Annotated in this window: 31 protein-coding genes; 16 read left to right on the plus strand and 15 right to left on the minus strand. The window is 37.2% G+C overall.

What is annotated here, in order from left to right:
* Positions 1–596 precede the first annotated feature (596 nt).
* Positions 597–1,949 carry an MFS transporter gene (locus AC1M83_RS13130; RefSeq protein WP_180028955.1) on the plus strand — a complete coding sequence of 451 codons (1,353 nt, stop codon included), beginning with the start codon at positions 597–599 and terminating at the stop codon, positions 1,947–1,949.
* A 26-nt stretch (positions 1,950–1,975) separates the two neighbouring features.
* Here AC1M83_RS13130 and AC1M83_RS13135 read toward each other — a convergent pair whose 3' ends face one another.
* Positions 1,976–2,461: a lytic transglycosylase domain-containing protein gene (locus AC1M83_RS13135; RefSeq protein WP_373683363.1), complete on the minus strand. Its 486-nt coding sequence runs from the start codon at positions 2,459–2,461 to the stop codon at positions 1,976–1,978.
* Positions 2,462–2,730: 269 nt separating this feature from the next.
* Between AC1M83_RS13135 and ybaK the strand changes: the two genes are divergently transcribed.
* The gene (gene ybaK, locus AC1M83_RS13140; protein WP_180028959.1) at positions 2,731–3,201 is read left to right on the plus strand and encodes a Cys-tRNA(Pro) deacylase; all 471 of its coding nucleotides are present in this window, start codon (positions 2,731–2,733) and stop codon (positions 3,199–3,201) included.
* A gap of 10 nt (positions 3,202–3,211) precedes the next feature.
* Here the strand turns inward: ybaK and ppk1 are convergent, their stop codons facing one another.
* The 6 genes from ppk1 to AC1M83_RS13170 form a co-directional block, all read right to left on the minus strand.
* A complete protein-coding gene (gene ppk1, locus AC1M83_RS13145) occupies positions 3,212–5,278 on the minus strand; it encodes a polyphosphate kinase 1 (protein WP_481590855.1) in 2,067 nt (688 codons plus the stop codon).
* A 177-nt stretch (positions 5,279–5,455) separates the two neighbouring features.
* On the minus strand, positions 5,456–6,547 hold the full coding sequence (locus tag AC1M83_RS13150; RefSeq protein WP_180028952.1) for a porin: 1,092 nt from the start codon (positions 6,545–6,547) through the stop codon (positions 5,456–5,458).
* 219 nt (positions 6,548–6,766) lie between these two features.
* A complete protein-coding gene (locus tag AC1M83_RS13155; RefSeq protein WP_180028951.1) occupies positions 6,767–7,180 on the minus strand; it encodes an HIT family protein in 414 nt (137 codons plus the stop codon).
* 29 nt (positions 7,181–7,209) lie between these two features.
* On the minus strand, positions 7,210–7,476 hold the full coding sequence (locus AC1M83_RS13160; protein ID WP_035266544.1) for a YARHG domain-containing protein: 267 nt from the start codon (positions 7,474–7,476) through the stop codon (positions 7,210–7,212).
* 83 nt (positions 7,477–7,559) lie between these two features.
* Positions 7,560–8,429, minus strand: a complete 870-nt coding sequence (locus tag AC1M83_RS13165; protein ID WP_481590856.1) for an NAD(P)-dependent oxidoreductase — start codon at positions 8,427–8,429, stop codon at positions 7,560–7,562.
* Positions 8,430–8,434: 5 nt separating this feature from the next.
* Positions 8,435–9,529 carry an alpha/beta fold hydrolase gene (locus AC1M83_RS13170; protein ID WP_092768451.1) on the minus strand — a complete coding sequence of 365 codons (1,095 nt, stop codon included), beginning with the start codon at positions 9,527–9,529 and terminating at the stop codon, positions 8,435–8,437.
* Between the two features lie 141 nt (positions 9,530–9,670).
* On the opposite strand from AC1M83_RS13170, the gene AC1M83_RS13175 reads away from it, so the two are divergent.
* The 9 genes from AC1M83_RS13175 (at position 9,671) to trpB (ending at position 17,335) form a co-directional block, all read left to right on the plus strand.
* Positions 9,671–10,858, plus strand: coding sequence for an O-succinylhomoserine sulfhydrylase (locus AC1M83_RS13175; RefSeq protein ID WP_092768449.1), 1,188 nt, complete (start codon positions 9,671–9,673; stop codon positions 10,856–10,858).
* Between the two features lie 24 nt (positions 10,859–10,882).
* Positions 10,883–11,212, plus strand: a complete 330-nt coding sequence (locus AC1M83_RS13180; RefSeq protein ID WP_035266548.1) for a YbaB/EbfC family nucleoid-associated protein — start codon at positions 10,883–10,885, stop codon at positions 11,210–11,212.
* Positions 11,213–11,224: 12 nt separating this feature from the next.
* On the plus strand, positions 11,225–11,821 hold the full coding sequence (gene recR, locus AC1M83_RS13185) for a recombination mediator RecR (RefSeq protein ID WP_481590857.1): 597 nt from the start codon (positions 11,225–11,227) through the stop codon (positions 11,819–11,821).
* 209 nt (positions 11,822–12,030) lie between these two features.
* Positions 12,031–13,173, plus strand: a complete 1,143-nt coding sequence (locus tag AC1M83_RS13190) for a ribonuclease D (protein ID WP_180028958.1) — start codon at positions 12,031–12,033, stop codon at positions 13,171–13,173.
* Between the two features lie 129 nt (positions 13,174–13,302).
* Positions 13,303–13,608 carry a YcgL domain-containing protein gene (locus AC1M83_RS13195; protein ID WP_035266558.1) on the plus strand — a complete coding sequence of 102 codons (306 nt, stop codon included), beginning with the start codon at positions 13,303–13,305 and terminating at the stop codon, positions 13,606–13,608.
* A gap of 34 nt (positions 13,609–13,642) precedes the next feature.
* Positions 13,643–14,014: a hypothetical protein gene (locus AC1M83_RS13200; RefSeq protein ID WP_180028957.1), complete on the plus strand. Its 372-nt coding sequence runs from the start codon at positions 13,643–13,645 to the stop codon at positions 14,012–14,014.
* Between the two features lie 29 nt (positions 14,015–14,043).
* Positions 14,044–14,895, plus strand: a complete 852-nt coding sequence (locus AC1M83_RS13205; protein WP_180028948.1) for an AAA family ATPase — start codon at positions 14,044–14,046, stop codon at positions 14,893–14,895.
* Positions 14,896–14,903: 8 nt separating this feature from the next.
* Positions 14,904–16,091 carry a vWA domain-containing protein gene (locus AC1M83_RS13210; protein ID WP_092768443.1) on the plus strand — a complete coding sequence of 396 codons (1,188 nt, stop codon included), beginning with the start codon at positions 14,904–14,906 and terminating at the stop codon, positions 16,089–16,091.
* Positions 16,092–16,126: 35 nt separating this feature from the next.
* Positions 16,127–17,335 carry a tryptophan synthase subunit beta gene (gene trpB / locus AC1M83_RS13215; RefSeq protein ID WP_092768441.1) on the plus strand — a complete coding sequence of 403 codons (1,209 nt, stop codon included), beginning with the start codon at positions 16,127–16,129 and terminating at the stop codon, positions 17,333–17,335.
* 35 nt (positions 17,336–17,370) lie between these two features.
* Here the strand turns inward: trpB and AC1M83_RS13220 are convergent, their stop codons facing one another.
* The 4 genes from AC1M83_RS13220 to AC1M83_RS13235 form a co-directional block, all read right to left on the minus strand.
* On the minus strand, positions 17,371–18,270 hold the full coding sequence (locus AC1M83_RS13220; protein WP_481590858.1) for a hypothetical protein: 900 nt from the start codon (positions 18,268–18,270) through the stop codon (positions 17,371–17,373).
* A gap of 175 nt (positions 18,271–18,445) precedes the next feature.
* Complete coding sequence (locus AC1M83_RS13225) at positions 18,446–18,877, minus strand: CBS domain-containing protein (RefSeq protein ID WP_481590859.1); 432 nt, start codon at positions 18,875–18,877, stop codon at positions 18,446–18,448.
* A 111-nt stretch (positions 18,878–18,988) separates the two neighbouring features.
* Positions 18,989–19,348 carry a DUF2750 domain-containing protein gene (locus AC1M83_RS13230; protein ID WP_481590860.1) on the minus strand — a complete coding sequence of 120 codons (360 nt, stop codon included), beginning with the start codon at positions 19,346–19,348 and terminating at the stop codon, positions 18,989–18,991.
* Positions 19,349–19,487: 139 nt separating this feature from the next.
* On the minus strand, positions 19,488–19,721 hold the full coding sequence (locus tag AC1M83_RS13235; RefSeq protein WP_035266572.1) for an SEL1-like repeat protein: 234 nt from the start codon (positions 19,719–19,721) through the stop codon (positions 19,488–19,490).
* Between the two features lie 225 nt (positions 19,722–19,946).
* Here AC1M83_RS13235 and AC1M83_RS13240 point away from each other — a divergent pair, with 225 nt between their 5' ends.
* Together AC1M83_RS13240 and AC1M83_RS13245 are read left to right on the plus strand one after the other, a co-directional pair.
* Positions 19,947–20,306, plus strand: coding sequence for a hypothetical protein (locus tag AC1M83_RS13240; protein WP_481587962.1), 360 nt, complete (start codon positions 19,947–19,949; stop codon positions 20,304–20,306).
* Between the two features lie 106 nt (positions 20,307–20,412).
* Positions 20,413–20,733: a hypothetical protein gene (locus AC1M83_RS13245; protein WP_481590861.1), complete on the plus strand. Its 321-nt coding sequence runs from the start codon at positions 20,413–20,415 to the stop codon at positions 20,731–20,733.
* Here the strand turns inward: AC1M83_RS13245 and AC1M83_RS13250 are convergent.
* Together AC1M83_RS13250 and AC1M83_RS13255 are read right to left on the minus strand one after the other, a co-directional pair.
* Positions 20,730–22,241: a M16 family metallopeptidase gene (locus AC1M83_RS13250; protein ID WP_092768431.1), complete on the minus strand. Its 1,512-nt coding sequence runs from the start codon at positions 22,239–22,241 to the stop codon at positions 20,730–20,732. The genes AC1M83_RS13245 and AC1M83_RS13250 overlap by 4 nt on opposite strands.
* 7 nt (positions 22,242–22,248) lie before the next feature.
* On the minus strand, positions 22,249–23,556 hold the full coding sequence (locus AC1M83_RS13255; protein WP_481590886.1) for a M16 family metallopeptidase: 1,308 nt from the start codon (positions 23,554–23,556) through the stop codon (positions 22,249–22,251).
* A gap of 252 nt (positions 23,557–23,808) precedes the next feature.
* Here AC1M83_RS13255 and ftsY point away from each other — a divergent pair, with 252 nt between their 5' ends.
* The 3 genes from ftsY to AC1M83_RS13270 all read left to right on the plus strand — a co-directional run bounded on the left by ftsY (position 23,809) and on the right by AC1M83_RS13270 (position 26,474).
* Positions 23,809–24,888, plus strand: coding sequence for a signal recognition particle-docking protein FtsY (gene ftsY, locus AC1M83_RS13260; protein WP_481589508.1), 1,080 nt, complete (start codon positions 23,809–23,811; stop codon positions 24,886–24,888).
* A 237-nt stretch (positions 24,889–25,125) separates the two neighbouring features.
* Complete coding sequence (locus AC1M83_RS13265) at positions 25,126–25,719, plus strand: nitroreductase family protein (RefSeq protein WP_481590862.1); 594 nt, start codon at positions 25,126–25,128, stop codon at positions 25,717–25,719.
* 113 nt (positions 25,720–25,832) lie between these two features.
* Positions 25,833–26,474: a DUF2057 family protein gene (locus AC1M83_RS13270; protein WP_481590863.1), complete on the plus strand. Its 642-nt coding sequence runs from the start codon at positions 25,833–25,835 to the stop codon at positions 26,472–26,474.
* Between the two features lie 58 nt (positions 26,475–26,532).
* Here AC1M83_RS13270 and AC1M83_RS13275 read toward each other — a convergent pair whose 3' ends face one another.
* Positions 26,533–26,829 carry a cyd operon YbgE family protein gene (locus AC1M83_RS13275; RefSeq protein ID WP_092768427.1) on the minus strand — a complete coding sequence of 99 codons (297 nt, stop codon included), beginning with the start codon at positions 26,827–26,829 and terminating at the stop codon, positions 26,533–26,535.
* Between the two features lies 1 nt (position 26,830).
* Positions 26,831–26,932 carry a cytochrome bd-I oxidase subunit CydX gene (gene cydX, locus AC1M83_RS13280; protein ID WP_035266590.1) on the minus strand — a complete coding sequence of 34 codons (102 nt, stop codon included), beginning with the start codon at positions 26,930–26,932 and terminating at the stop codon, positions 26,831–26,833.
* Between the last annotated feature and the right edge of the window lie 6 nt (positions 26,933–26,938).

A 26,938-nucleotide genomic window follows, 5' to 3' on the forward strand; every position in this document is an offset into this window, starting at 1 on the left:
ATGGTAGTGTGGGGTTACCCATGTGAGAGTAAGTCATCGCCAGCTCATTATTCTAAACACCCCCTTCAATACAAGGGGGTGTTTTTTTATACATAAAAATTGAATTTGAAAATTATTAAACCCTTATAATTAAATAAGAAGCTCCATTCAGTTAATTTATGCTAAACAATAAATGCCTTAGTGATAAGGCTAATATCATAAAAACAACCCAACTAATTAGTTGAAAAGCTAAATAATAAACAATAATGAATGGTTCAAAAAATGAATGATTTACAATGAAATTTTTATTTACAAAGAGCATCAAAGTTGACTATTAAATAAAATGCCAATCCTAATTTGCAGATTGAGTATTAAAAATCAAGATTTCAGTCGAAAGGTTATATAAGAATTCATTCTTAGTAACTAAGAATAAATATAAAACTCTTAAAACTTGAATTTTCATGATTTTTTATGCCAATTGAATTATTAATCAATCTATTAAATGAATAGTCCACTAGAAAGTTGTATAGACAAAAATCCTAATTTATTGCATTTATATAAAATATGAATCTAGGTTCATTATTTTAAAAATACTCACAATTGGAGGTGAGATAAAAATGACAGCGCAGACAATGAATGTGAATGCTGTAATTGATAATGCAAAATTTAAACCCTTTCATTTATCAATCGTATTATGGTGTTTATTTATCGTAATTTTTGACGGTTATGATTTAGCAATTAATGGCGTAACGTTGCCACTTCTTATGCAAGAGTGGGGTATGACTTCTGTCCAAGCTGGGTTATTAGCGAGCACAGCGCTAGCGGGAATGATGTTTGGTGCGATGCTTTTTGGTATGTTGGCAGATAAAATTGGTCGAAAAAAAGTTATTTTAATTTGTGTAACCTTGTTCAGTGGTTTTACTTTTTTAGGAGGATTCGCAAGTAATCCAACAGAATTTGGAATTTTAAGATTTATTGCTGGACTTGGTATAGGCGGTGTTTTGCCAAATTTAGTAACTTTAACTTCTGAATATGCACCACAAAAATTGAGAAGTACCTTAGTTACGATTATGTTTAGTGGCTATGCAGTTGGCGGAATTATGGCAGCTTTATTGGGTGTAAAATTTACACCTGAATTTGGTTGGCAGATTATGTTCTTTATCGCAGGAATTCCATTATTAGTATTACCGTTTATATGGAAGTATATGCCTGAATCACTAACATTTTTAGTGAAACAAAAAAATTATGAACCTGCCTCAGGAATTATTAATAAGATCAACGCAGATTTAAATGTTAATTCTACAACTCATTTGGTTCTAAACGAAATTAAACTACCTGATGCATCGGTTAAATCTCTTTTTACTGATAATAGAGCGACAACGACGTTGTTATTTTGGTGCTGCTTTTTTATGTGTCTTTTAATGACATACGCATTAGGAAGTTGGTTACCAAAGTTAATGATGGCTGCAGGTTATTCTTTAGGAAGTAGTTTAACGTTTTTACTTTCATTAAATATTGGCGCTGTCATCGGTACTATTGGTGGTGGAATTCTAGCAGACAAATTTCATCTCAAACCTGTAGTGATTTCGATGTTTGTAATTGGAGCTTTTGCTTTATTTGGATTAAGTTTCAATTCGCCGCCAATGGTTATTTATCTACTTGTGGCATTGGCTGGTGCAGCATCAATTGGTACAAGTATTTTAATATATAGCTATGTAGCGCAATCTTATCCAATTGCTGTACGTTCAACTGGGATTGGTTGGGCTTCAGCAGTAGGGCGTATAGGTGCAATTGTCGGCCCCATTGTCATTGGTATTCTTTTAGGAATGGAATTGCCGCACAAATGGAATTTCATTGCCGTTGCTATACCAGCAGTAATTGGTGCAATAGCCGTATTATGTATTAAAAGGACAAAAGTGATTGAAACAGTTCCTGAAAAAATAAAAATCGCATCTTCAATTACACAGTAGAATAAAAGCCTCATAAGAGGCTTTTTTTATAAATGTGATTTTAAAATTTTTTGATGCTCTTTAACCTGTTTGGCATAACGTTTACCTTGTTTTTTCATTTTTCGATTTGTGTTGTATCCAGTAGGTCCAACGTTGTAATAGGCCAGTGCTTTTTTCCAGCTACCAGCAGATTGATTATATTTTGATAGGATAAAAGTCCCACAATGTATATTAATATTTTCTTGAAAAAGGTCACCTGGACAAGATTGTTGCCAATATCTAGGGATAATTTGGGTAAGACCTACAGCACCTGCTGGTGATACTGCATAATTTCGATAACTCGATTCTTGTCGAATAAGAGCGGCCATTAACAGGGGGTCGACATCAAATTGTTGCGCACTTTGCACAATTAGTGGTGAAACCCTATTTGCGGTGTCTGGGTGTACAGAGTATGCCTTTTGAATACCTGTTGAAAGTTTTGCGGCGCGTTTTTGTACTGAACCACCACCTAAAGATGAGCAACCGACAAACACGATACACGATGATAGAACTAAACTATATTTAAGGAAAGTAAAGGATGGGGGAGGTGATTGTAAACGTTGTAAAAAAAGCAAAATAGTAACCGTACAAATTCAATTTGCAAAAATCATAAGTAAGCTGGTGATTGGGGTCAAGCCCTAGATAAATTGGAGTGTTGTAGTTTTGCAATATATTGATGAGTAAGATAAATAGATCAGAAAAACTTTAAAATTGATTCAATATTTTCTTATAATAATGCCATTATTAAATGCCTGAAATCATCATGACGCCAGCTTGTAAATTTCTAAAAAACAAAAAGATAGATTATTCTGTTCATGAATATGAGCATGATCCTAATGCTGAAAGTTTTGGTTTAGAAGCAGCTCAAAAATTGGGTTTATCTGTACATGAAGTTTTTAAGACACTTCTAGTGACAGATGATGTCAATTATTTTGTGACAATTTTACCAGTGGACCATCAACTTAATTTAAAAAAGGCGGCGAATGCTTTCAGTTGTAAAAAACTTAAAATGGCTGATCCGAAAGTGGCTGAGCGTCTGACCGGTTACTTAGTGGGTGGGATTAGTCCAATTGCTCAAAAAAAGCGACTTAATACAGTCATTCACCAATCGGCAAGTTCTCTTAAAAAGGTGTACGTGAGTGGTGGAAAACGAGGGCTAGATATCGGATTAGATCCTCAATCATTGGCCCAAGTATTAGATGCTCAATTTAAGGACATTGTGGATCACACTTAATGTTTGATCACTACATTTGACGTAGATTGGTTAGATATTCTTGAGCGATAAAAATTTCTTGATCATCAGGTGGGCATACCTTGTTCCATTGATGTTCTTGATCTAATTCCCAAGCACGTTGATTATCGTTCAGATAATTCAGTAGACCATCTTTAATAATCGTTTTCTTTAGTTTTTTATCTTCAATCGGAAAACAAGTTTCTACTCTTGAAAATAAATTACGTCCCATCCAGTCTGCACTTGAACAATATAATTTCTCATTGCCTTGATCTAGAAAATAGTAGACCCGTGTGTGTTCTAAAAAACGTCCTACAATGGATCTGACGCGGATATTTTCTGATAACTGTCGTACTTGAGGTCTTAATGAACAGATGGAACGAATGATCAGATCGATTTGAACACCTGCATTTGACGCTTGATAAAGTGCCGCGATTAATTTAGGTTCAGTTAAAGCGTTAACTTTGATAATAATATGCGCTTTATGACCAGACTTAGCATGGTGGATTTCATTGGCAATGAGTTTTAAAAGCTGTTCATGCAAGGTAAAAGGTGCATGGAACAGCTTTTTAGGCTTTGCCATTTTTCCCATACCTGTCAATTCTTGAAAGATTTTATGGACATCTTCACAAATGTCATCATCAGTGGTCAGAAGACCGTAATCGGTATACATTTTTGCATTACCAGCATGATAATTGCCAGTTCCCAAATGAACATAACGTTTCAGATGATCTGCTTCTCTACGAACAACCAGAATCATTTTAGCGTGAGTTTTATAGCCCACGATGCCATACACAACAACAGCTCCAGCTTCTTGTAGGAGGTTGGCGACCATGATATTGGATTCTTCATCAAATCTAGCACGTAATTCAATAATCGCAGTAACTTCTTTACCATTTCGTGCTGCTTCTGCTAAGACCTGAACGATCTCTGAATCTGGTCCGCTGCGATAAAGAGTTTGCTTAATTGCCAAGACATTAGGGTCTTTTGCAGCCTCTTTTAACAGGTTGATGACGGGTGAAAATGAGTCAAAAGGATGATGTAAAAGGACATCACGTTGTTTTAATACATCAAATATACTTTTTGATTGTCTCAATATCTTCGGTATCACGGGTTGATAGGGTTTAAACTTCAAATCTGGACAATCAAAATCTGAAAATAATCGAGCTAAATTTACAGGACCTTGAACACGATAGAGTTGTGAAGGTTCTAAAGAAAATTGTTCAAGTAGATATTGGTTAATCGTTTCTGGGCAATTGTGATCAATTTCAAGTCGAACTTCACGTCCAAATCTTCGCGAAGAAAGTTCATCTTTAAGAGCAACTGCCAGATCGTCTACATCGTCAGCTAAATTTAAGTCAGCATTGCGTGTAACACGGAATTGGTAGCATCCTGTCGCCTTCATTCCTGGAAATAAGTCATTGATATGTTGTTGCAGAATAGCCGACAACAGGATGTAATGTTGCTTACCTTCGCATAAGTCATCAGGAATTTTGACCGCCCTTGGCAAAGTTCTCGGTGCAGGTACGATCGCGAGCTCAATCTGACGACCAAAAGCATCTTTACCTTCAAGCGTGACAATAAAATTAAGGCTCTTATTGACTAAACGGGGAAAAGGATGGGCAGGGTCTAAACTGATGGGCGTGATTACTGGTTGAATAAATTTACTGAAGTAGTTTTGAATCCATTCAGTATATTTATCTAAAATTCCATGATATTGGATAAATTCGATACCATAAGATTTAAGTTGAGGAATGAGCTCGTTATTAAGTATCTGATATTGTTCTTGAACCGCATGATGCGTTGTTTTAGATATTTGTTCTAAAATAATTTCATTGGGAATAGCATCAGGCGCAGTAGTTATTTGATTTAATTCGATCTGTTTTAAAAGTCCAGCAACGCGTATTTCAAAAAACTCATCTAAATTCCGAGAAAAGATGATTAAAAAATTTAGTCGCTCTAATAAGGGGTGGTGAGGGTCTTTAGCTTGAGCTAAAACTCGTTTATGGAATTCTAATAATGAAAGTTCGCGATTAATGTAAGTGTCTGAATTGTGTTGAAAGTTTTCAAAAGAGTGCATAGTACCAATTATTGCTTTTTGAGCCGTCAGGAAAGACCTTGCAGCGATGGTACGTTTGATGTGTGACAGTAATATTACATTGATTGGTATATATTCGATAAATATATATAATTGGATTTATTTTATTTTAATCAAAAAAGCACACAATAAGTGTGCTTTTTTTAAATCAATTAGGGCTTAGAAATCGTAACGGAAACCTAAAGATAAACCTAAAGCATCCTCACCTTTGAAACCCTTCACATTATTTGTACGTGCTTGTTCCCACGGTGTAAGGCTTGAGTTTTTGTCATTAAGCACAGTTGCGACGTTACCGTAAACACGAACTGCTTTATCAAGACGATGTTCAAGTCCTAAAGCAATGAGTGTTGCGTTCGCATCTTTAGCATCTACATCACGGTGCATCACTTGACCACGGATATATGTTTTTGGTGCAAATTTATAATCAGCTGCAACACCAATGACTTGTGCATCAGGATTTTTTACGTCATTGTCATGAGTCATATATTGATATAAACCACCAATATTTAGCTCAGGTGTGATTTTATAAGCACCAGCTAAACGGAAGCCATCACGTTCGCCGCGAGTCGCATCTTCTTCATAGTGTTCATAAGCAGCTGCGAAATCAACAGGACCTTCTTTATAGGTCAATGCAAGATCGTAAGCTTTATTCTTTTTAGAGTCGCCTTTCTTTTGAATAACTTCACCAGTATCTTTATCTACAATTGTTTCCGTGAAGCCTGGAGAATTGCTTTCGTGCAATGAAAGTGCTGCTAATACATTGAACCCATTTCCGAATTTTGGTGATTTATATTCGATGGTATTTTCATTACGCTCATCAAAACGTAAGTCACCAGCACGTGTTACATTACGTAAATCACCTACTTGATCGCCGAAAAAGTTAACTGGACCACGTGCTATTTTAAAAGGGCTATCAAAACGACCGACACGAGTTTGACCGAAATTACCTTTTAAGCCAACAAATGTATCACGTGTTGCAAAATCAACACCTGAATTTTGTCCACCGCTAGCAAAGTTGATTTCTTGTTCAATTTGACCAAAAACAGTCATATCATTTTCTAGTTTCTGTTCAACTTTAAAGCCTAGACGAGATGAATTAGATGATAAACCCACTTCATTATAATCTTTACCATCATCAAGGTAATCTAATGAAACATGCGCACGACCATAAATTTTAACGTCGGCTGCCATTGCGATTGATGGTGTAATTAGTGTTGCCCCAACTGCTAATGCACAAAGTGTTTTTTTCATTTCTAGCTCCAGTAAAGACTGATTTATTGTCCTAATAATCATGATCAGTAGTTTTTTTGTAACTACTGTTCTCTATTGGTGCTAAGTATTCATTACAAATAAGTCAGTAATATTAAGAATTTATTTCATTATCATGAAAATGGATAGAAACAATTTATAGTAATCAAAAGGCATAAACCAAAAAAAAGGAGCCAAAGCTCCTTTTTTTATGAGGATCTGTTATAAAGCAGCTTTAATCTTCTCAGCCAAAGTCTTGATACGCTCTTGATCACCCATTTGTGCTGCGTGTTTACCCAGTTCATGAATTGAACTTGGAATAAGATGGAAGTGAACGTGAGGCACGGTTTGCCCAGCTGCAGCACCAGATAACTGCATCAACACTATACCTTTTGCATCTAGTGCTGTTTCAATCGCTTTTGCAATTTTTTGAACGATTTGAATCGTGTACGCTGCAGTGTTTGGATCTAAGTCGAGTAAAGTTACGGCAGGGGATTTAGGGATGACTAAAGTATGACCATCTGCTTGAGGCATAATGTCCATAAATGCAAGAACTTGCTCATCCTCATACACTTTAATTGCAGGAAGTTCACCACGTAAAATTCTTGCAAAAATATTTTGATCATCGTAAGCCATAACTATTCCCAGAATGTAATTAGATTGAATTATTTACAGTTCAATTCTTTCTGACGTTGCTTAATGGAGTCAAGCTTTTGTTGCTCTTTTTCTGAGAACTTAGGTTTAGTTGTATTGCAATTTTCATTGCCGAACTTTGCCTTAGTATCTGGATCTTTAAAACAGAAGCCTTTTGATGCATAGATGATGTTGTAATCATCTTTAAGTTTTTCACACTCTTTTGTAGTGTCGGCAAAAGCATTAACCCCAGCTGAAACAGATACAGCAGTAATTAAACCTAATAAAAACTTATTCATGAGTATCCTCATTTAGAAATGGACATTTGATATTGTCACATTTCAATTATATGGGCTTTATATGTGAATTCAATGGCGAAAATTTATTCTAAGGTAATTTTGCTCCATGATTCGTACATTTTAACTGCTGTCGAAAAATCACTATTAGGTTCAGCTATTGCATTAGCAGCACCAATTAGACTTTGAGTAAGCGTAATGACAGGTGCGGATAATTTTGCTTGATGAATGAGGTCTACTGCGATACCAGTGTCTTTGCTCAGTAACGGTAAGGCAAAAGTATTTGGAAAACTTCGATTTAATACCCGTTGAGGCAATACATTTTCAGTCACACCACTTTTACCACTTGAAGCATTGATGCACTCTAAAGCTTCATTTAAATCCACACCATGTGCTTTAAGTGCAGTAAAACCTTCAGCAGCGGCACATAAGTGAACAGCCAAGAGCATGTTGTTCACTGCTTTCACAGCAAAACCAGATCCTGAGTCTCCTACATGCTTAATCAGTTTACCCATGGCTTGCATTGCTGGTAATGCAGCTACAAAAGCCGCTTTTTCACCACCAACCATGAAGGTTAAAGTCGCATTTTCAGCACCAATAGTTTGTCCGCTAACCGGCGCATCTAGAAAATATACACCTTTTGATTTTAAAAAAGCTTGTTGTGCTTTAGCTGCATCAGGCACGCCACTGGTACAGTCTACCCAAATTGATCCAGATTTAATGTCGACTTGATGAATGATCTCATTGACTTGCTGACTCGTTGGTAAGCAACTAAAAATGATATCAGCTTGGGCAGCTTCTTGAAGTGATACAGCTTGTGTTTGATATTCAGTTGCATGTTGTTTGGCTTTCTCGAAATTTCGATTCCATACCAAAACTGATTCATAGTGTTTGGGTAAATGAGCTGCCATACGGTAACCCATTGCGCCTAATCCAATAAATGCAACTGTCGTCATTTTCTTTACTCTATTTGTGTTGAACGCTCTGCTAACCAGTGAGCAAGTTCAGGCCAAAATTGATCGGCACTTTTTTGACTCGACATTAAACCTAAATGCCCACCAGGAATAAGAGTAAACGTGACATCACGACTATTTGTCAATTCAGTCAATGGTCTAACAGCATCAGCTGTGACCATTTGATCGCTTGAACCCGCGCCAATCATAAGAGAGCAGTCTATATTTTTTAATTCGATTTTCTTATCTTGAAGTTCGATATAACCATTTTTTAGCGGATTTCTTAACCAGACATTGAATAACATATCTTGGTTTACCCCAGCAGGATAATCAATCATATGATTGAGGAAATAACCTAAAGTGGCATGTTCATGCAAAAGTTTTTTATCATCAAGATTCAGTAATAATTGTTTATGGCCTTCATACCAACCTTTTGGATCTAAAATTTTAAATCCAATTGCATTTAAAATACCTGGGGAGTGAATGAGGCGCTTAGGAATACGACCGTTATAAACTTTATGTTTGAGTAGACGAGTTCTTTCAAGATAGCGATTCATCTTAGCATATAGCTTTCCGATACTACCTGAAGCAAAGCTATCAATTGGACTACCTAAAACGATTAGATTTTTTACATGGTTCGGCTGTCTGAGCGCTGTGTACAACAGAACAAATATTCCCGCCATACTCCAGCCATGTAAAGAAATTTGATCAGATTTAGCGTGTGTGCGTATTTGATCGATACAATTCGGGATTGCATCATCAATAAAACCTAAAAAGTTGAGATCGCGATCTTTATAGCTAAAGTGTCCCCAATCCAATAAATACACATCAAAACCTTGCTCTGTATAATATTTGATAAGAGAACGGTATGGATAAAGATCATAAATATCCATCTTGATCGCTAAAGGCGCGACAAAGACCAATGGCTCAACATATTTTTTATTTTCAGATGCGTAATATCGAATTTTACTCGATTTATGAGTACCTATCACTTCATACGGCGTTGCTTGAGATAAAACCAAAGATTTACCGTAAAAAATGCGTGTCCCTAAATTTTTTAACTTGCTTTGTTTAGAACGCCAGTTAGTTTTTAAATGTTCCATGAAGGTTGAAGATCTCATAAGCATGTGATTTGAACGAAGTCTAAGCGATATTTATATATTTTACCTTGACCTTAAATGCTTTGGGCGCTCAAAATGTTGGCAATTATTCACAAAGGCAGTTTTTAGGACTGATTTAGAGCAATGAGCCAGCAAGACGACATTGAATACCAACTTGATACATTAGCACTTCGTACAGGTCATACGCGCAGTTTTGAAGGTGAGCATGCTGAGCCGATGTTTCTAACTTCTTCATTTGTATATGCAAATGCAGCAGAAGCAGCAGCTAAATTCTCTGGGAAAGAGCCCGGTAATATTTATTCTCGCTTTACAAACCCAACAGTTGCAATGTTTGAAAAAAGATTGGCTGCAATGGAAGGTGCTGAACGTGCAGTGGCAACAAGTACGGGTATGGCTGCGATCATGGCGGTGGCGATGTCATTCTTAAAGGCTGGTGATCATGTTGTATGTTCTCGAGCAGTATTTGGTTCAACCGTGGCCTTATTTGAAAAATACATTTCTAAGTTTGGTGTGACTGTCAATTTTGTTGATTTAACAGATTTAGATGCTTGGAAAGCTGCGATCAAACCAGAAACTAAACTACTATTTGTAGAATCTCCGTCAAATCCATTATCGGAAATTGCTGATATTCGTGCATTAGCAGATATCGCGCATGAAAATGATGCCTTACTCGCAATTGATAATAGTTTCTGTACGCCAGTGCTACAACAACCATTAAAATTGGGCGCGGATCTAGTTGTCTATTCAGCGACAAAATATTTAGATGGTCAAGGTCGTGCGTTGGGTGGTGCTGTCGTAGGTAGTCATCAATTACTTGAAGAAGTTTTTGGCTACGTTCGTACAACTGGGCCTTCTATGAGTCCGTTCAATGCTTGGGTTTTCCTAAAAGGTTTGGAAACGCTTCGTCTACGTATGAAGGCTCATTCTGAAAGTGCACAAAAGATTGCTGAGTGGCTTCATCAGCACGATAAAATCGAGAAAGTATTCTTTGCTGGCTTAGCGGATCATGTAGGTCATGATTTGGCTAAACAGCAACAAAAAGGTTTTGGTGGTATCGTTTCATTCGTGGTAAAAGGTGGGCGAGAAGCTGCTTGGAAAGTGATTGATCACACTCAATTTATTTCTATTACTGGAAATCTTGGGGATGCAAAATCAACGATTACTCATCCTGCAACGACTACTCATGGTAAATTGTCTGATGAAGCGAAGGCTGCAGCTGGCATTGCAGAAGGTTTAATTCGTCTTTCAGTAGGTTTGGAAGACGTTGATGATATTATTGCAGACATTCAACGTGGTCTTGATTTAGTCTAATTTAAATTTGTTCGGAGTATACAAATGAACATTAACATGCTTATGCAACAAGCACAGCGCATGCAAAAGGAAGTAGAGTCCAATATCAAGAAAGCGAAAGAAGAGCTTGCACAGAAAGAAGTGCATGCTGAAGCTGGTGGTGGTTTGGTAAAAGTGACAATGACTTGCCGTAATGTGGTAAAACGCATTGAAATCAATCCAGAATTACTTCAAGACGATCCAGATATGATTGAGGATTTGATTGCAGCTGCTATGAATGATGCTGCACGCCAAGCCGAAGCGATTTCAGAAGAAACAATGAAGTCTGCAAATAGTGGTATGGGATTACCTCCTGGCTTATCAGGTTTATTTTAAGGATATTGCCGAGTGTTCAGCGAACGGTTTGACCAACTCGTCCAAGCACTGCGAATTTTACCAAGCGTTGGGTCTAAGTCGGCTCAGCGCATGGCGTTGCATTTGATCATGAAGAATAAGCAAGGTGCTTTGGCATTATCTGAAGCACTTAGCGATGCCGCTGATCATATCCATGAATGTTCTATTTGCCACTCATTGACTGAGAATGAGGTGTGTGACATTTGTCTGTCGCAAGACCGAGATGATACCTTGCTCTGTGTGGTTGAATCTCCTGCAGACGTGATGGCAATTGAGCAAAGTGGAAGTTTCAGAGGCAAATATCATGTATTGGGGGGGCATTTATCTCCTTTAGATGGTATAGGGCCTGAAGAGGTTGGCATACCTGCATTAGTTCAACGCTTAGCTGAAGGTCAGGTAGCAGAGGTTATTCTCGCTACCAATGCAACGGTTGAAGGACAGGCTACGGCACATTATTTGGTAGAAGCCACACGTCATTTGAATATCAAAATGACGCGTATTGCTCAAGGTGTACCACAAGGGGGTGAGCTTGAGTATGTCGATAGTCACACCTTAAGCCAAGCAGTTCATAATCGTATGCAAATGAAATAAGCACAAATTGTGCTTATTTTTTTGATTAGAGAAATATCACTTTTCTGAATAGTTTTTTAGTCAAAAAAAATATTAAATTTTTCATGTTTTATAACTATTTACAGTGTATACATAGATTTGCTTGACGCTTTAATTGAAAATTTATATTTAAAATTGATAATTTAAGCTAAAATACATCTCGATACCAATCTAGCACATTGTTTTTTATGATGTTTCAATTTATCCAAGAGCAAAAAGAACTCGAGCATGTTTTGACACTAATGAGTCAACAAGATGTTTATGGTTTAGATACTGAATTTATCAAAGTTGATACACTATGGCCAAAATTGGGTGTCTTGCAAATCAATGTCGCAGATCAGGTGTTTTTATTAGACGGTACACGTCTAGATTTTTCGAGTTTCTGGCCTAAAGTTTTTGCTGCAAAGCAAAATATTTTCCATGCTTGTGGTGAAGATATTGATCTGATTTACCATTATTCAAAAGGCAATCATCTTAATAATGTATTTGATACTCAGGTGGCTTTGTCTTTTCTCGGACACGGATTACAGGTCAGTTATCAAAATGCGCTTAAAGAAATTTTAAATATAGAAATTGATAAAGATCAAACACGTTCAGATTGGCTTGCACGTCCTTTAACTGAAGAGCAAAAAGCATACGCAGCAAATGATGTCTTATATATTATGAATTTAGCCGATGAGCTAAAGAATGAGTTAAAGAAAAAAGGGCATTATCAGTATGTACTAGAGGACTGTAAGAGCCTCACGCTTGAGATTGCGACAGAAACGCCGAAAGAGAAACTATACGAAGATGTCGGAAATTATAGACACTCTCGAAAGCAGTTAATGCAGCTACAATTGCTCAGTGTTTGGCGTGAAGAAATGGTGAAGGCTTTAAATCAGCCTCGAAGTTTTATTCTGAAAAATGCCACTATGATTGATTTGGTGGAAAAAAATCCAAAAAATACATTTCAATTATCCCAAGTTAAAAATATTCGTCCGAATGTGGTTCGTGAGCACGGTAAAACGATTTTGGATATTATTGCGTTGCTGCCCCCAATGGAAGAATGGCCATTACGAATTGCTCGACCAATTAAACATTCATCTAAAGATATTACACATGATGTTGATAACATGATTGGTAATCTTGCAGAAGAGTTGGTGATCCCCAAAGAAGTGTTAATGCGAAAAAAATGGCTCGGGGCTTTATATCAGCATGTGGTTTTTCATGGCGATGAACAAGACTTACCTCAATATTTACTCGGTTGGCGTTATGATTTACTGACGAAGCCATTAATTGAGTTGCTTCATAAAGATGCACAATATTTGAGTATGCAAATGAAAGTCAATGAATGACTTCTCTCAAAATTTGATTAAAGAATTACCAGTCATCCTAAACTAGACTGATGCGTTAACAAACGCTAATGTTTCGCCGTTTTTTTTGATGTATGCTTTGATTTGAGTTTAAAAGGTGTTGTTTGAATCATGTGGTGTGAAATCTACAAATCTAGTAAGAAAGACGAAATGTATATTTACGTTGCGCGTCCTGAACAAGCGGAAAACCAAGAAGCTGTTGATCCGTTATCAGTATTATCTGATGCAATGAAAAATGCATTTGGCCGAGCGACATTTGTGATGTCACTGGAATTACATGCAGAACGCAAATTAGCGCGTGCAAATGTTTTACATGTGATGGATTCAATTCAGACGAAAGGATTCTTTTTACAATTGCCGCCTGAAGGATTGATCAATCCTAATGCGGTAGAGCCAGAGGGACTACGCGGTGCGTGATAATCAAGTTGGAGGATGGGATCAGTTTGTTTCAATGTTGGATTCAATTCCAGAATATAACATTGCAATTACCGTCTATATTCTCGGAACTTTGATTATTCTGTGGTGTTGGTACGGCATAGCGAAACGCCTACCTTCACCTTTAGGTGGAGTGACTTGGATTTTTGTGTTTGCTATTTTGGCAACACCAACGATTTCTGAAGGTCCTAATTCCGCCTTAGCACCTGCAACTTTTGGTTTGATCTTTGGGGTTTTAACAAAAGATTCACCGTTGATCTGGTCCAATTTCTCATTGATTGCCTTTGTTATTGCTTTAGGGTTATTGGTAGGTTATTTCTGGACTAAGTACGCTTCTAAACAAAAGAATCCGAGACACACATCGTCAGTGAAGACACCACCACTTTAATTATCCAAATAAAAAAATAAGGTTTCATTATGTCTGTTGATGCACATCAATTTACGGGTACAGATCAATATATCGCCACAGATGGTCTCAAGCTTGCTGTGAAGGCCGCTCGGGCGTTGCAAAAGCCTCTTTTAGTGAAGGGTGAGCCAGGTACAGGTAAAACATTATTGGCTGAACAAGTTGCTGAAAGTCTGGGTTTAAAACTGATTACTTGGCATATCAAATCAACGACGAAGGCCCAACAAGGTCTTTATGAATACGATGCCGTTTCGAGATTGCGCGATAGTCAATTGGGCGATGAGCGTGTTTATGATATTAAAAACTATATTAAACCAGGTAAATTGTGGGAAGCATTTACCTCCAAAGAACGTTGCGTTTTATTAATTGATGAAATTGATAAAGCAGATATCGAATTCCCAAATGATTTGCTTCATGAACTAGACAAAATGTCATTCTTTGTTTATGAAACTGGCGAAACAATTACTGCAACACAGCGTCCAATTGTGATCATCACTTCAAATAATGAAAAAGAACTTCCTGATGCTTTTTTACGCCGTTGTTTCTTTCATTATATTGAATTCCCAGATGAACAGACCATGCGTGAAATTATTGCAGTTCATTTTCCAAGAATTTCAACGACATTGGTCAGTGAGGCACTTCAGGTCTTCTTTAAGCTTCGCCAAATACCTGGTCTTAAGAAGCCACCTTCAACTTCTGAATTAATTGATTGGTTAAGCTTATTGATGGCTGATGATCTGCCTGAAGATATTTTAAGAAACCATGATAAGTCAAAAGCAATTCCACCGCTGTATGGTGCGCTCATCAAAAATGAGCAAGATGTGCAGCTACTTGAGCGCCTCGCATTTATGACTCGTCGATAGGTGATACTATGTTCGTAAGACTGTTTTACACCTTGCGAAAATACGGAATCCCCGTAACGACGCGCGAGCTGATTGATCTGAATCAAGCAATTAGTCTAGGTTTGGTTTTTGCAGATCAAGATGATTTTTATCAGCTTGTGAAGACAGTCATGGTCAAGGATGAGCGTTACTTCGATAAGTATGATCGTGCTATGAAGGATTATTTTCAGGGCATTCAAACCTTTGATGTAGATGATTTACTCAGTAAAGTTAATCAACTTCCTAAAGAATGGTTTGATTTAGAACTCCTTGAAAAACACTTAACGCCAGAGCAACGTGAAGCACTGCAAAGAGCAGGTTCTTTAGAAGAGCTCATGAAAATGCTGGAAGAGCGTTTGCGTGAGCAACATAAAAAACACCAAGGTGGTAATCGTATGATTGGCACTGGTGGCACTTCACCGTTTGGAGCTTTTGGTGATCACCCAGAGGGGGTGAGAATTGGAGGGCCGGGACGTAAAAAATCTGCGGTGAAAGTGTGGGAACAACGTAAATACCAAAATCTTGATGATGATCAAATTTTGGGAACACGTCATATGCAAATGGCGTTGCGTCGTCTGAGAAAATTTGCGCGTCAAGGTGCTGAAGAAGAGCTTGATATAGATCAAACGATTCGCGAAACGGCTAAGCAGGGAATTCTTGATGTACAGATGGTGCCAGAGCGTCGTAATCGAATTAAAGTTTTAATGTTGTTCGATGTAGGCGGTTCTATGGATGCCTATATTGCACAATGTGAAAAACTGTTTAGTGCAGCCAAAACAGAATTTAAGACTTTAGAATATTTCTATTTCCATAACTGTCTTTATGATTACGTGTGGAAAGACAATCATCGCCGTACTTCGACAAAAATGAATACCTTAGATTTATTTAATACCTATGGTAAAGATTATCGAGTGATCGTTGTTGGTGATGCAAGTATGGCGCCATACGAATTAAAATCTGCTGGTGGTTCTGTCGAATACATGAATGAAGAGTCGGGTGAAATTTGGTTGCGTCGTTTGCGCCAGCATTATGAAAAGACGGCTTGGTTGAATCCTGAAACTGAGAATTACTGGCATTACACTCAAACGATAGGAATGATCAAAGAAATATTTGAAGATCATATGTATCCAATGACTTTAAAAGGCATTGAAGATATGACTAAATTCCTCTCGCGCTAACTTTTTTAAATTATATTCATCTAAAGGATCTTGATATGAGCTATCAAATCAATGGTGTGGCATTGCCAAATGAAGAAGGTTTTTTTGGTGAATATGGTGGTCAATTCATTCCACCTCATTTAAAAGCAGCAATGGATGAAATCAATGTTGCTTATGAAGAAATTCGTAAAACACCTGAATTTCAAAATGAGCTTTCAGAGCTGTTTGCGCATTATGTAGGTCGTCCAAGTCCTTTATTTCATGCCAAACGACTTTCAGAACAATTGGGCGGTGCTCAAATTTATCTGAAGCGTGAAGATTTGAACCATACAGGTGCGCATAAAATTAACCATTGTTTGGGTGAAGCATTACTAGCCAAATACATGGGCAAGAAAAAAGTCATTGCTGAAACTGGGGCAGGTCAACATGGTGTCGCATTAGCCACCGCTTGTGCCTTGGTTGGTATCCCGTGTGAAATTCATATGGGTCAAGTTGATATTGAAAAAGAACATCCAAATGTCGTGAAAATGAAAATTTTGGGTGCGAATCTAATCTCAGTCACTCGTGGAACAGCAACATTAAAAGATGCTGTTGATAGTGCTTTCGAAGAGTATTTGAAAGACCCTGATAGCTTTATTTATGCCATCGGATCAGTCGTTGGTCCACATCCATTTCCTAAAATGGTGCGTGATTTCCAAGCAATTATCGGTGATGAAATTAAAGTTCAATCACAAGAAAGATTTAACAAATATCCTGATTATATTGTTGCTTGTGTTGGCGGTGGCTCAAATGCAATGGGAGCATTCAGTGCATTCCTTAATGATGGTAGTGTGAAATTGATTGGTGTTGAACCAGCAGGACATGGTTTAAATACTGACCAACATTCGGCAACATTAACTTTGGGTAAACCAAGTCAACTTCATGGGATGGCGTGTTATGTGCTGGAAGATGAAAATGGCGAGCCATTACCTGTGCACTCGATTGCTTCTGGATTAGATTATCCTGGTGTGGGGCCTCAACATAGTTTCTTAAAAGATATTGGTCGTGTTGAGTACTCAACAGCAACTGATGAAGAATGTCTGAATGCATTCATGACTCTATCTCGAGTTGAAGGGATTGTGCCTGCATTAGAAAGTTCACATGCGGTTGCTTGGGCAATACGTGAAGCTCCACAACTGTCCAAAGATACCATTGTGGTAGTGAATTTATCAGGTCGAGGTGATAAAGACTCGGACTATGTGGCAGAAAAATTAGGTTTAAATTAACACATAAAAAAACCAGCTTAGGCTGGTTTTTTTAATTACATTTCTGGTGGTTCTTCATTCAAAGGCGTAAGAATATTTTCAAAGGAGGAAATTTCAATTGGAATGAGCGGCGTTTCGATTGAAAGATCTTGAACAGGTGTTTCAGTCGCTTGTTGAGCTTGTTGAGCTTGTTGAGCTTGTTGAGCTTGTTGAGCTTGTTGAGCTTGAACCATGGTTTTCATTATTTCATCAGCTGGTGCACTTAGTTCGTGTGCTTTTTTGCTGTCATATTTGGTGGCAAGTTCTTTTAAAATTGCGTAAGACAAATAACTCGTAAATGCTGGATTCTCAGATTTAGCCTTGGATGGAAGTAAAGAAACGCAAGCGGCATGAAATAAACCATGTTGTACGTATGTTGCATTGAATGCAGGATCTTTAGCTCTATCAGGATCACCTAAATAACCAATCTTGAAGCCAATTTCAGATGCAGCACAGGCATTGGTCACTTCAGAAGAGGGATTGCGATAGTCAGCATTTTTTTTGAAATATAGCACTTCTGCGATCGACATCATTTCATCTTGAATTTCTTTGAGTCGGCCATCTAAGTTTGGGACTGCAAAATAATTTTTTAACTTAAATAGCGTTATAGTACCTTCGAGCCATTTTTGGGGTTGTTCTGTATAATTCAAATTTGTATAACAGGCAGAAGTTTGCAGGGCGGCTTCAACAAATTCTTTGTTTTTTCTTGGATTTTTCATATCTTGATCAGCCCCTAAATATCCCATTTTGTAGGCTTTTTCATAGGTATTACATGCAGGGGTGATGAGCGTCTTTTTTTGATATGTTTTTGCTTTTTTTAGCAGCTCTATTTGATTCTTTATCGTTGGTTCAAGTTCAGATGCATAAGTGGAAGCAGTTACAAATAAAGCGGTGTAACACAATAACTTTTTATACATCATTAGTCCTTAGGCAAAAAAATTCCATAATGTGATGACTTTACTAATGCTGTTTCAATAGTTCAATGACTCAATAAAAGAAAATCTTTGTAAAAGATGACCAATTTCAATCAATTGTCCAAAATTGAGATCATGATGGAGTTATCAAAAAAGCCCCCGAGTTGGGAGCTTATCTTTATCCTGAAATATACTGTTGAAGTTGTTCAATCAATACTTTTTGGTCTTCCATAGCGGCTTTAACCAAGTCACCAATAGATACAATTCCAACGAGTCTATCGTCTTCTAATACTGGCAGATGGCGAATATGACGCTCTGTCATTAAATCTAAACACTCATCTACGGTGTTGCTTTTACTTACAGATAAAACAGTACCAGTCATAATTTCTGAGACTGTAGTTAAGTCGGATGTACGTTGCATAAGTGCAATTTTACGCGTGTAATCCCGTTCAGATAAAATTCCAACAAGTCTTTCTTCCTGAACGACAACAACGGCACCAATACCTTTTGTTGCCATTAGTGTGATTGCTTCTAAAACCGTAGCATCAGGTGTGATGGTAGAGATTTCTGAATTGTTTTTATTTTGTAGGACTTGAGCTACTGTTGTCATAAAATTTCCTCTTATTGGTTATTTGTCCATGTATAAGTTAATAACTGAAATCTAAAATCTTTACAATCGTTTTAGTGGAATTTTCTGCTAAATAGAAGGGCTTAAATGATTCTAAAAAAATAGCATCTGCATGTGTGGAATAGTGAGTTTAAAGTGGCGATCTCGATGATTGCACAGGGCAGGTGTGACTTTTAATCGCGTTAGGGTTGGGAGTAGTGAATTTTTAAAATCATCAGGCGTTATTTTTCGAGGCTGATAGTGCGGCCAGTGAATTTTTGCATAATGTAAAGCCTGCACTGAATTGAGCCAGAAGGGGAATATGTATTCTTGATTGATTGATCGAATGGCCCAACCTTGATGTTCTGGATTGTACAGTCCCCACAGTACTCCACAATACATCATGGTTTTAAGGATATTAACTTTGAGTAAAAAATGCTTTGAATTGGGTTGCAACTGTACAAAGGTGTTCATGATCGTTCGATGATTCATTACCAATGATGATAAGTTCAGTCTAATGATTTTTTCTTAAAGTTTAGTTGCATTAATTTAAAGTTGGTAAGCAAATATGTAAATAAAAGAGCTAAAAAAACGCCACGAATGTGACGTTTATTTATGCTTGCATTGTGGCCATGTTTTGCCAATACTGTGCTTTCAAAGAATCACGTTCTACACGGAAACCTTGAAGATAGAGTTCAGCTAGAAACATCGCTGCTTTACCATGACCCGCACGTGCTGCATTCTCAAGTTCTGAAACTGCGTCTGTAAAATTCATTTCAAATTGAATGGTATTTACAGCATTCGAATACATATGTTCGAGGTCTTGTTGAGAGAATTGTTTAATCATATAAAACTCCTTATTCTAATTATGATTAGTACTACAGTTATAAAGACCTAAATTAGGTCAAAATGGAATATAACAAAGTAATATTAAACTAATATTACAATTTGCGTTAATTGTCAAATAAAATTTCAAGATAAATCTTTTAAAAAATACTTACATGATTAAACTTTAATCATTTTATATTGGGTTTATGATAAAACTGTAAATAACTATAAAGGAGAATGACTTATGACTAATACCATTGATGGTTTCACATTTGGCAATCCACCAGAGCCATCCGATATTATTGCGCTTGCACATCATCATAAAAAACAACTTGATGAAGCAATTTTTCATCAAGAAATTCATTTAGGTCACTACTGTTTAGAGCAGCGTAAACGTGTGCATGATTACACGCAGACGCTTGATCCTGCAGCGAAAGCTGAATTTTATCGCTACTATGATGGCGAATTAAAACGTATCGCCGTCATTGACGAAGAACACCCTGATGATGCTGAAGGTGGTTTAAGTGTTTTCACTATTTTTATCGTACTCGCGGTGATCGCTGCTATCTTATATTTTGGTGTTGTGCAGAATGTTGTCTCTTAAAGGTGAATAAGCGCCATTGTTAGCATAATGGTTCTTGTTAAATTCAACGTTAACACTATATTTTTAAAGCATCTCGGATTACACTTAAGCTAATCCGAGGTTGTACATGCTCCATTTAAAAAAAATTTCGTCTGATCTTTTCTCACAATTAAATATTGAGCAGATTCAAAATGCTTTCATCATAGGCATTGTACTTTTTATTCTTATTGTCTCTAGTATTGCACTGAATCGTCCAATTAATTCAGCCCACTTTGAACAAGTTCAAGCGCTCGCTGCTCAAAATCGTTTAGAGCGAACGCATGAAATGGCAACTTTGTTACTTGCAAAACCTAAGATTAAAAATATTGAATTTTATCGTTTGCTGAATGCTTATCATATCGAGAATGCTCGTATAAAAATTTATCCAGCGATTGAAAAGTTGGATTAGTCTTCAATCTTATTCAGATTGAGCCCAAGATTTTGATTCAGTATTTCTTCGATCTCCTTGGCAGTGACACGATCAGAGACAGCGATAATAGTGATTTGATCGGGGTGTAAATGTTTTTGTATTGCATTTTGAATATCTTGGCGAGTTAATTTTCGAATCTGCTCCTGATACTCATTTAGATAATTGGAATTAAGTCCGTAAAAACCAATTGATGCGATTTGGGCATTAATATTTGCATTGCTATTTAAGGTCATCGGAAAAGACCGAAGAATACTTTCTTTATTTTCTTTAAGTAAAGAGTCAGTAATAGGCTGTTTTTTGAAGTCAATGAATACTTGATGTGCGAGCTTTAAGCTTTCGAGCAATTGGTCTTGTTGTGTCGCATATCCAAAACTAAAAACGCCAGGTACCTGTGGTGTAGTAAGTGTACTCGATGCGCTATAGGTGAGTCCTCGTTTAACTCGTAACTCTTTTGATAAGATTGAATTAAAACTCCCACCACCAAACATTCTGTTGGCAACTTCCAAAGCGGCACGATCTGGATGTGCTCGCTCTAAAGATAAATGACCCATTAATGCATGTGCTTGTAGGCTTTCGCGTTTTAGTACTGAAATTTTAAAACCTGATTCACTTACGGGAGTTGGAAGGTTAGGCTGCTTTTGCCCTTGTGGTAAATTGATGCTGATCAGTTCCGAGATCTGTTGAGCTTGATCTTGAGTGAGTTGTCCTGTGATTGCTATATTGGAATTTTGAGCGACAAGCAATCGATCTCTAAATTCTTTGAGTAATTCAGGCGTAATCTTTTTTAAACTACCGACTGTCCCAGCTGTTGGTTGAGCATATGGATGATCCCCATACAGCATACGGTACAGTTGTATTGACATTAGTCTGGATGGATTCTCTTGAAGTTGTTTTTGTCCAATATGAGTATTACTGAGCGCGAGATTAATGCCTGATTGTTTGAAGGTGGCATGCTTGATTAAATGCAGTAGTAAGTTCAGTGCAGGGTCAAATTTTTCAGGATCATTTAACACTCTTAGTCGAACAACAAACATGTCACGAAAGGCGTTGAAAGAGTATTTGGCGCCTAATCCCTCAAATGTGGTGGTAATCTGTTTGGCACTGAGCTGATCTGTTCCTTCAAGCATAAGGCGAGCTGCCATATTGGATATACCATAAAGTCCTTTACCTATGACTTCATCTCGTGCAGATCCAGCATTAAATGTAATTTGAATGTCGACCATTGGCAGATCATTCGTTTCGACAAATAAGGTTCGTACATTTAAAGAGTTTTTAAGTTCTTGAACAAAAGGTGCTTGATAATTGTGCGAATTTTTTTTGATCTCTTTTAAGCTTAACAAGTTTTTGATCGAGCTTAGACCACTGGGATCTTCTTCGATGATTTGTTCAATTGGTTCCGCTTCTATAAGTTCCTCCGCATGCGACATTGAACTCAAGATGGCACCACACAATACACTCGTTAAAAATAGAGAAGATAAATAATTCATAAAACGCCTAGTTATTGTTTTTGTGTTCAGGATAAAGATGTAAAACGCTCAAATTGTCACGATTAAAATAAATATTGGCAATGCGTTGTAAATCGTGCGGTGTGACTTTATCAAAGTAATCAGGGAGTTGATCAATCATGCGATAGTCTAGATCATTGATGCTGAGCAAACCAATGAGTCGAGCTTGCCCAATAATATCATCTTGGCTGAACACTAAATTTGAAATGAAATTCGCCTTGACTCGATTGAGTTCTTTTTCATTGACCAATTCTGATTTGAATAAATCTAGTTCCCGCTGTATGCGTTTTTGCGCTTGCTCAAGACTGATACCCTCAGCAGGTATGGCAGAGATTAAAAATAGGCTATCCCCACGATTATATGGATCATAACTCACATTAATTGAGGTCAGAATTCGCTTATCTCGGATCAGTCTCTCTTGTAGACGTGCTGAAATTCCGCCGTCCAATAGATTTTGAATAATGGTTAAAGCGTAGGCGTCTTGAGGGTTTTTTGCTGTTTTAATGGAATTGACATTCCAAGCCATAAACAAGTTGGGCACATGTACAGCCTGATATTGCTGCATGAAGCGATATCCAATTCTTGAAAATTCAAGCACATCATTTCGCTCAGGAACTGATTTTTTGGGAATCTTATTAAAATATTTTTTGACATCTCGAATGGTTTGTTCAGGATCAACATCCCCAATAATGACCAATGTTGCATTATTCGGCGCGTACCAAGTTTCGTACCATTGCTTTAAATCATTCAATTGAATGTTATTCAGATTTTTCATTAAGCCAATCACTGGTTGGCGATAGTGACTGGTCGGGTATGCTATCCATTTAAATCTTTCAAAAGCAAGGTTTCGAGGATTGTCCTCTGTTCGTTGCCGTCGTTCAGCCATTACAACTTTAATTTCGGGTTCGAAATCTTCTTGGCGCAGAACTAAATTTTGCATTCGATCTGCTTCTAACTCTAATGCCAGTGGAAGATATTTTTTAGGATAGAATTGATAGTAATTGGTGTAATTTGTGGATGTGAATGCATTGACACTACCACCATAAATTCGACTAAGGCGTGTAAATTCATCATTCGGTACTTTTTTAGTGCCTTTGAACATCATATGTTCTAGAACGTGTGAAATACCGAGTAAATTCCCTGACTCGTCACTACTGCCGACGGCATACCAAATTTGGCTAATTACTACAGGTGCTCGGTGATCTTCTCTAATAATGACTCTTAAACCATTATCCAGTGTTGTTTCGACGGTGTTTCGAGAGAGTTGAGCAGTTTGCTGATTTGCAAATGCCATCATCGGTGCTGATGTAATCGCAGCAATGATGATTGTTTGTTTGAAAATGAGTTGCAGAGAGAATTTGAGCCGGCTGAGAGACACAATTAATCCGAATAATGACTTTAAAATTATTCTTGATGATGTCGTATATTTATTCAAGATTGAACTGTTGCAATTTGGTTGATCGTTTTAAAAGTAATTGCAGATCGTGAATTTAAAGTAATCTATGCTAAACTCCATTCTTTTAATCGCAATGCTTTTCAAGGAATCGGCATGCAAGAACAGCAAAATAAATTCTTGATTGATGCGGATATTGGTGATGACGATGTCACCTTACCGAGCCTCCCGGCCGTTAATGTGCCTATTATCGAAAACAATGAAGTAGAAAAGCTGGAAACGGTGCCGGCCGTTGAAGAAACAAAACCGAAAGGTGGTTTCTTCAGTCGTATGAAAGAAGGCTTATCAAAATCTCGTAAAAATTTAGCTGATGGAATGATGAATATTCTAGTCGGTGGTAAAGAGATTGATGATGAGCTGCTCGAAGAAGTTGAAGAACAATTATTGGTCGCAGATATTGGGGTAGAGGCGACGAAAACAATTATTGCCAATTTGACTGAAAGAACTGCGCGTGGCGATTTGATCTACTCTCATTCTCTCTATAAAGCTCTTCAAGAAGAATTAGTTGCTTTATTAGCACCACGTGTTAAACCGTTACATATCGATCCGAATAAAAATCCCTATGTGATTTTGGTTGTGGGTGTAAATGGTGTAGGTAAGACAACCACGATTGGTAAACTCGCAAAACGATTGCAAGGTGAAGGTAAAAAAGTCATGCTCGCGGCAGGCGATACTTTCCGTGCTGCGGCGACTGAACAGCTACAAATTTGGGGTGAACGTAATGATATTAATGTCGTTGCACAAGGTCATGGTGCAGACAGTGCTTCTGTAATTTTTGATGCTTTTGAAAGTGCACGAGCGAAAGGGATCGATGTATTGATTGCAGATACCGCAGGGCGTTTGCATAACAAAGGTCACTTGATGGAAGAGCTCAAAAAAGTAAAACGTGTTATGCAGAAAATTGATGCGACTGCACCGCACGAAGTGATGCTTGTTGTGGATGCTGGCACAGGACAGAACGCGATTAACCAAGTTGAAATGTTTGATGAAGCTGTAGGTTTAACGGGTCTTACTATTACTAAATTGGATGGTACGGCAAAGGGTGGTGTGCTATTTAATATTGCGAGCCGTACACATGTGCCAATCCGATTTATTGGTGTAGGTGAAAAGATTGATGATTTGAGACCGTTCTCAGCAAAATCATTTGTCGCTGCATTATTCGATAACGAAAAATAATTATTCTTGGGTTAATTTAAAAAGCTCCTTATACGGAGCTTTTTTTATAAATAATTAAAATTCATAAGGTTAATCAAATATGAGAAAGCCGAATCTTTAGACTCAATACATTAAATACGCAATTTGTTCCAAAAATAGAACACTTTGTTATAAAGATAAGGCTGAAAAGGTTTCGTAATATGAATAAGATAGCATCATCGTTAGCACACAATGAATGTTAAAAATAAGGAATAAGTTATGTCTTTTCTAAATCAAATTAAAAATCGCCGTACCATCTATGCAATTGGTAAGAATGTTTCTTTAGACAATACTCAGATTGAAGAAACCATTAAAGAAGCGGTACGTCAAAGTCCATCGTCATTTAACTCACAGACATCACGTGTTGTAACACTTTTTGGTGAGTCACATGACAAATTCTGGAATATCGTTTTAGAAACGTTAAGTAAAATTGTTCCTGCAGAAGCATTTGAGGGAACTCAAAATAAGATCAATAGCTTTAAAGCGGGTCATGCAACTGTATTGTTTTATGAAGATCAAGATACGGTGAAAGGTTTACAAGAGCAATTCCCACTTTATGCTGAGAACTTCCCAATCTGGTCTGAACATTCAACAGCTATTGCTCAATTTGCGGTTTGGACTGCATTGTCAGAAAAAAATATTGGAGCATCATTACAACATTACAATCCAATTGTGGATGAACAAGTGGCTTCAACATTTGAAATTCCAGCTTCTTGGAAACTTCGTGCTCAGCTTGTGCTCGGTTCAATCGAAGCGCCTGCTGGAGATAAAACGTTTATTGATGACGAAATTCGTTTTAAAACTTTTAATTAATCCAAAGCATATAAAGGCACTTCGGTGCCTTTTTTTATGATGAGTTCTGTCATTAAATTGTCATCGCTTGGTAGCATAGTAGTCATATCTAACAATCTAATATTGAGTTATTTATGAAATTAAAAATTGCGTCTGCATTGATATTTACGGGTTTGAGCAGTCAAATTTTTGCAGGGGCGACCTTGGTGGTTCCAGAGGAACTGGTCGTAATTTCAGTGAATAATCAAGAGGTTAAATCAGGACTATTTAAATCAAAAAAACAATACCAAATTGATGTGAATCAACCTTTGGTGAATGTTCGATATAATCAATACTTTGAACTACCTTTAAATAATCATGAGATCGTAAAGTCTGATATTCTTACTTTGAAATTGCCAACCCTAGAGGATAATAAGTCATACAAATTGGATTTAATTCATCCACCACGAGATTTGGACCAAGCAAAAACATTCGCCAAAAATCCTCAATTGGCAATTTATAATCAAAATAATCAACTCATTTCAAATAATCTGATTGTTCAAATGACCTCGCAAAGTTTGCTAGGCGGTACGATCAATCAGATATTGCATAATGAGCCACAAGCTAGCCCAATGATCAAGTCAAGTTCACCATCAATAAATAATCAAACAGTGGAACAAGCTGACATTAAAAATACAAATTCAAATACTCATGATGGTCAGACGTTGATTGAAGTATGGAAAAATTCTTCAAAGCAGGAACGTCAAAAATTTATGACTTGGCTTGCAACGCAATAAAACATTTAATATTTCAAAACAGATATAAAAAAGCCCTCATAGAGGGCTTTTTTATAAATTAAGTGAACAGCCAAGTATAGTAACCATAAATCATCAATGGCCATGCTACAAATGGACTAAATAAATACTTCCATATCCAATAACGTGGTATAAACCCTACGCCATGGATAAATCCACCAGATATTCCAATCATAATCAGCATCATGGCACGATGACTGTAATTACCACTTGCATCCAACATCAGACTTGGGTGGATGAGTAATATGGTAGCGAGAGGCAATGCCATCAGAAATGAAATGATCATTGCGAATGAGTATTTACGTTTTTCAGAATTTGACATTGCAAGCTCACTCATTTCATTCACCATCTAAGTCTTGATGTTGTTCCATGTAAATGGCTGCAAGTACACTCGCGAAACATGCCATCAACACACCTAGTATCCATGCGAAGTACCACATAATTAT

It is taken from the genome of Acinetobacter sp. 25-47-130, assembly GCF_056779705.1.

Excerpts from the sequence above, each read along its gene's own strand:
- AC1M83_RS13130 (WP_180028955.1), top strand. The coding sequence starts at position 597 with ATGACAGCGCAGACAATGAATGTGAATGCTGTAATTGATAATGCAAAA.
- ybaK (WP_180028959.1), top strand. The coding sequence starts at position 2,731 with ATGACGCCAGCTTGTAAATTTCTAAAAAACAAAAAGATAGATTATTCT.
- ppk1 (WP_481590855.1), bottom strand. The coding sequence starts at position 5,278 with ATGCACTCTTTTGAAAACTTTCAACACAATTCAGACACTTACATTAAT.
- AC1M83_RS13150 (WP_180028952.1), bottom strand. The coding sequence starts at position 6,547 with ATGAAAAAAACACTTTGTGCATTAGCAGTTGGGGCAACACTAATTACA.
- AC1M83_RS13155 (WP_180028951.1), bottom strand. The coding sequence starts at position 7,180 with ATGGCTTACGATGATCAAAATATTTTTGCAAGAATTTTACGTGGTGAA.
- AC1M83_RS13160 (WP_035266544.1), bottom strand. The coding sequence starts at position 7,476 with ATGAATAAGTTTTTATTAGGTTTAATTACTGCTGTATCTGTTTCAGCT.
- AC1M83_RS13165 (WP_481590856.1), bottom strand. The coding sequence starts at position 8,429 with ATGACGACAGTTGCATTTATTGGATTAGGCGCAATGGGTTACCGTATG.
- AC1M83_RS13170 (WP_092768451.1), bottom strand. The coding sequence starts at position 9,529 with ATGGAACATTTAAAAACTAACTGGCGTTCTAAACAAAGCAAGTTAAAA.
- AC1M83_RS13175 (WP_092768449.1), top strand. The coding sequence starts at position 9,671 with ATGAGCCAGCAAGACGACATTGAATACCAACTTGATACATTAGCACTT.
- AC1M83_RS13180 (WP_035266548.1), top strand. The coding sequence starts at position 10,883 with ATGAACATTAACATGCTTATGCAACAAGCACAGCGCATGCAAAAGGAA.
- AC1M83_RS13190 (WP_180028958.1), top strand. The coding sequence starts at position 12,031 with ATGTTTCAATTTATCCAAGAGCAAAAAGAACTCGAGCATGTTTTGACA.
- AC1M83_RS13195 (WP_035266558.1), top strand. The coding sequence starts at position 13,303 with ATGTGGTGTGAAATCTACAAATCTAGTAAGAAAGACGAAATGTATATT.
- AC1M83_RS13200 (WP_180028957.1), top strand. The coding sequence starts at position 13,643 with ATGTTGGATTCAATTCCAGAATATAACATTGCAATTACCGTCTATATT.
- AC1M83_RS13205 (WP_180028948.1), top strand. The coding sequence starts at position 14,044 with ATGTCTGTTGATGCACATCAATTTACGGGTACAGATCAATATATCGCC.
- AC1M83_RS13210 (WP_092768443.1), top strand. The coding sequence starts at position 14,904 with ATGTTCGTAAGACTGTTTTACACCTTGCGAAAATACGGAATCCCCGTA.
- trpB (WP_092768441.1), top strand. The coding sequence starts at position 16,127 with ATGAGCTATCAAATCAATGGTGTGGCATTGCCAAATGAAGAAGGTTTT.
- AC1M83_RS13220 (WP_481590858.1), bottom strand. The coding sequence starts at position 18,270 with ATGTATAAAAAGTTATTGTGTTACACCGCTTTATTTGTAACTGCTTCC.
- AC1M83_RS13225 (WP_481590859.1), bottom strand. The coding sequence starts at position 18,877 with ATGACAACAGTAGCTCAAGTCCTACAAAATAAAAACAATTCAGAAATC.
- AC1M83_RS13230 (WP_481590860.1), bottom strand. The coding sequence starts at position 19,348 with ATGAACACCTTTGTACAGTTGCAACCCAATTCAAAGCATTTTTTACTC.
- AC1M83_RS13235 (WP_035266572.1), bottom strand. The coding sequence starts at position 19,721 with ATGATTAAACAATTCTCTCAACAAGACCTCGAACATATGTATTCGAAT.
- AC1M83_RS13240 (WP_481587962.1), top strand. The coding sequence starts at position 19,947 with ATGACTAATACCATTGATGGTTTCACATTTGGCAATCCACCAGAGCCA.
- AC1M83_RS13245 (WP_481590861.1), top strand. The coding sequence starts at position 20,413 with ATGCTCCATTTAAAAAAAATTTCGTCTGATCTTTTCTCACAATTAAAT.
- AC1M83_RS13250 (WP_092768431.1), bottom strand. The coding sequence starts at position 22,241 with ATGAATTATTTATCTTCTCTATTTTTAACGAGTGTATTGTGTGGTGCC.
- AC1M83_RS13255 (WP_481590886.1), bottom strand. The coding sequence starts at position 23,556 with ATGATGGCATTTGCAAATCAGCAAACTGCTCAACTCTCTCGAAACACC.
- ftsY (WP_481589508.1), top strand. The coding sequence starts at position 23,809 with ATGCAAGAACAGCAAAATAAATTCTTGATTGATGCGGATATTGGTGAT.
- AC1M83_RS13265 (WP_481590862.1), top strand. The coding sequence starts at position 25,126 with ATGTCTTTTCTAAATCAAATTAAAAATCGCCGTACCATCTATGCAATT.
- AC1M83_RS13270 (WP_481590863.1), top strand. The coding sequence starts at position 25,833 with ATGAAATTAAAAATTGCGTCTGCATTGATATTTACGGGTTTGAGCAGT.
- AC1M83_RS13275 (WP_092768427.1), bottom strand. The coding sequence starts at position 26,829 with ATGAGTGAGCTTGCAATGTCAAATTCTGAAAAACGTAAATACTCATTC.
- cydX (WP_035266590.1), bottom strand. The coding sequence starts at position 26,932 with ATGTGGTACTTCGCATGGATACTAGGTGTGTTGATGGCATGTTTCGCG.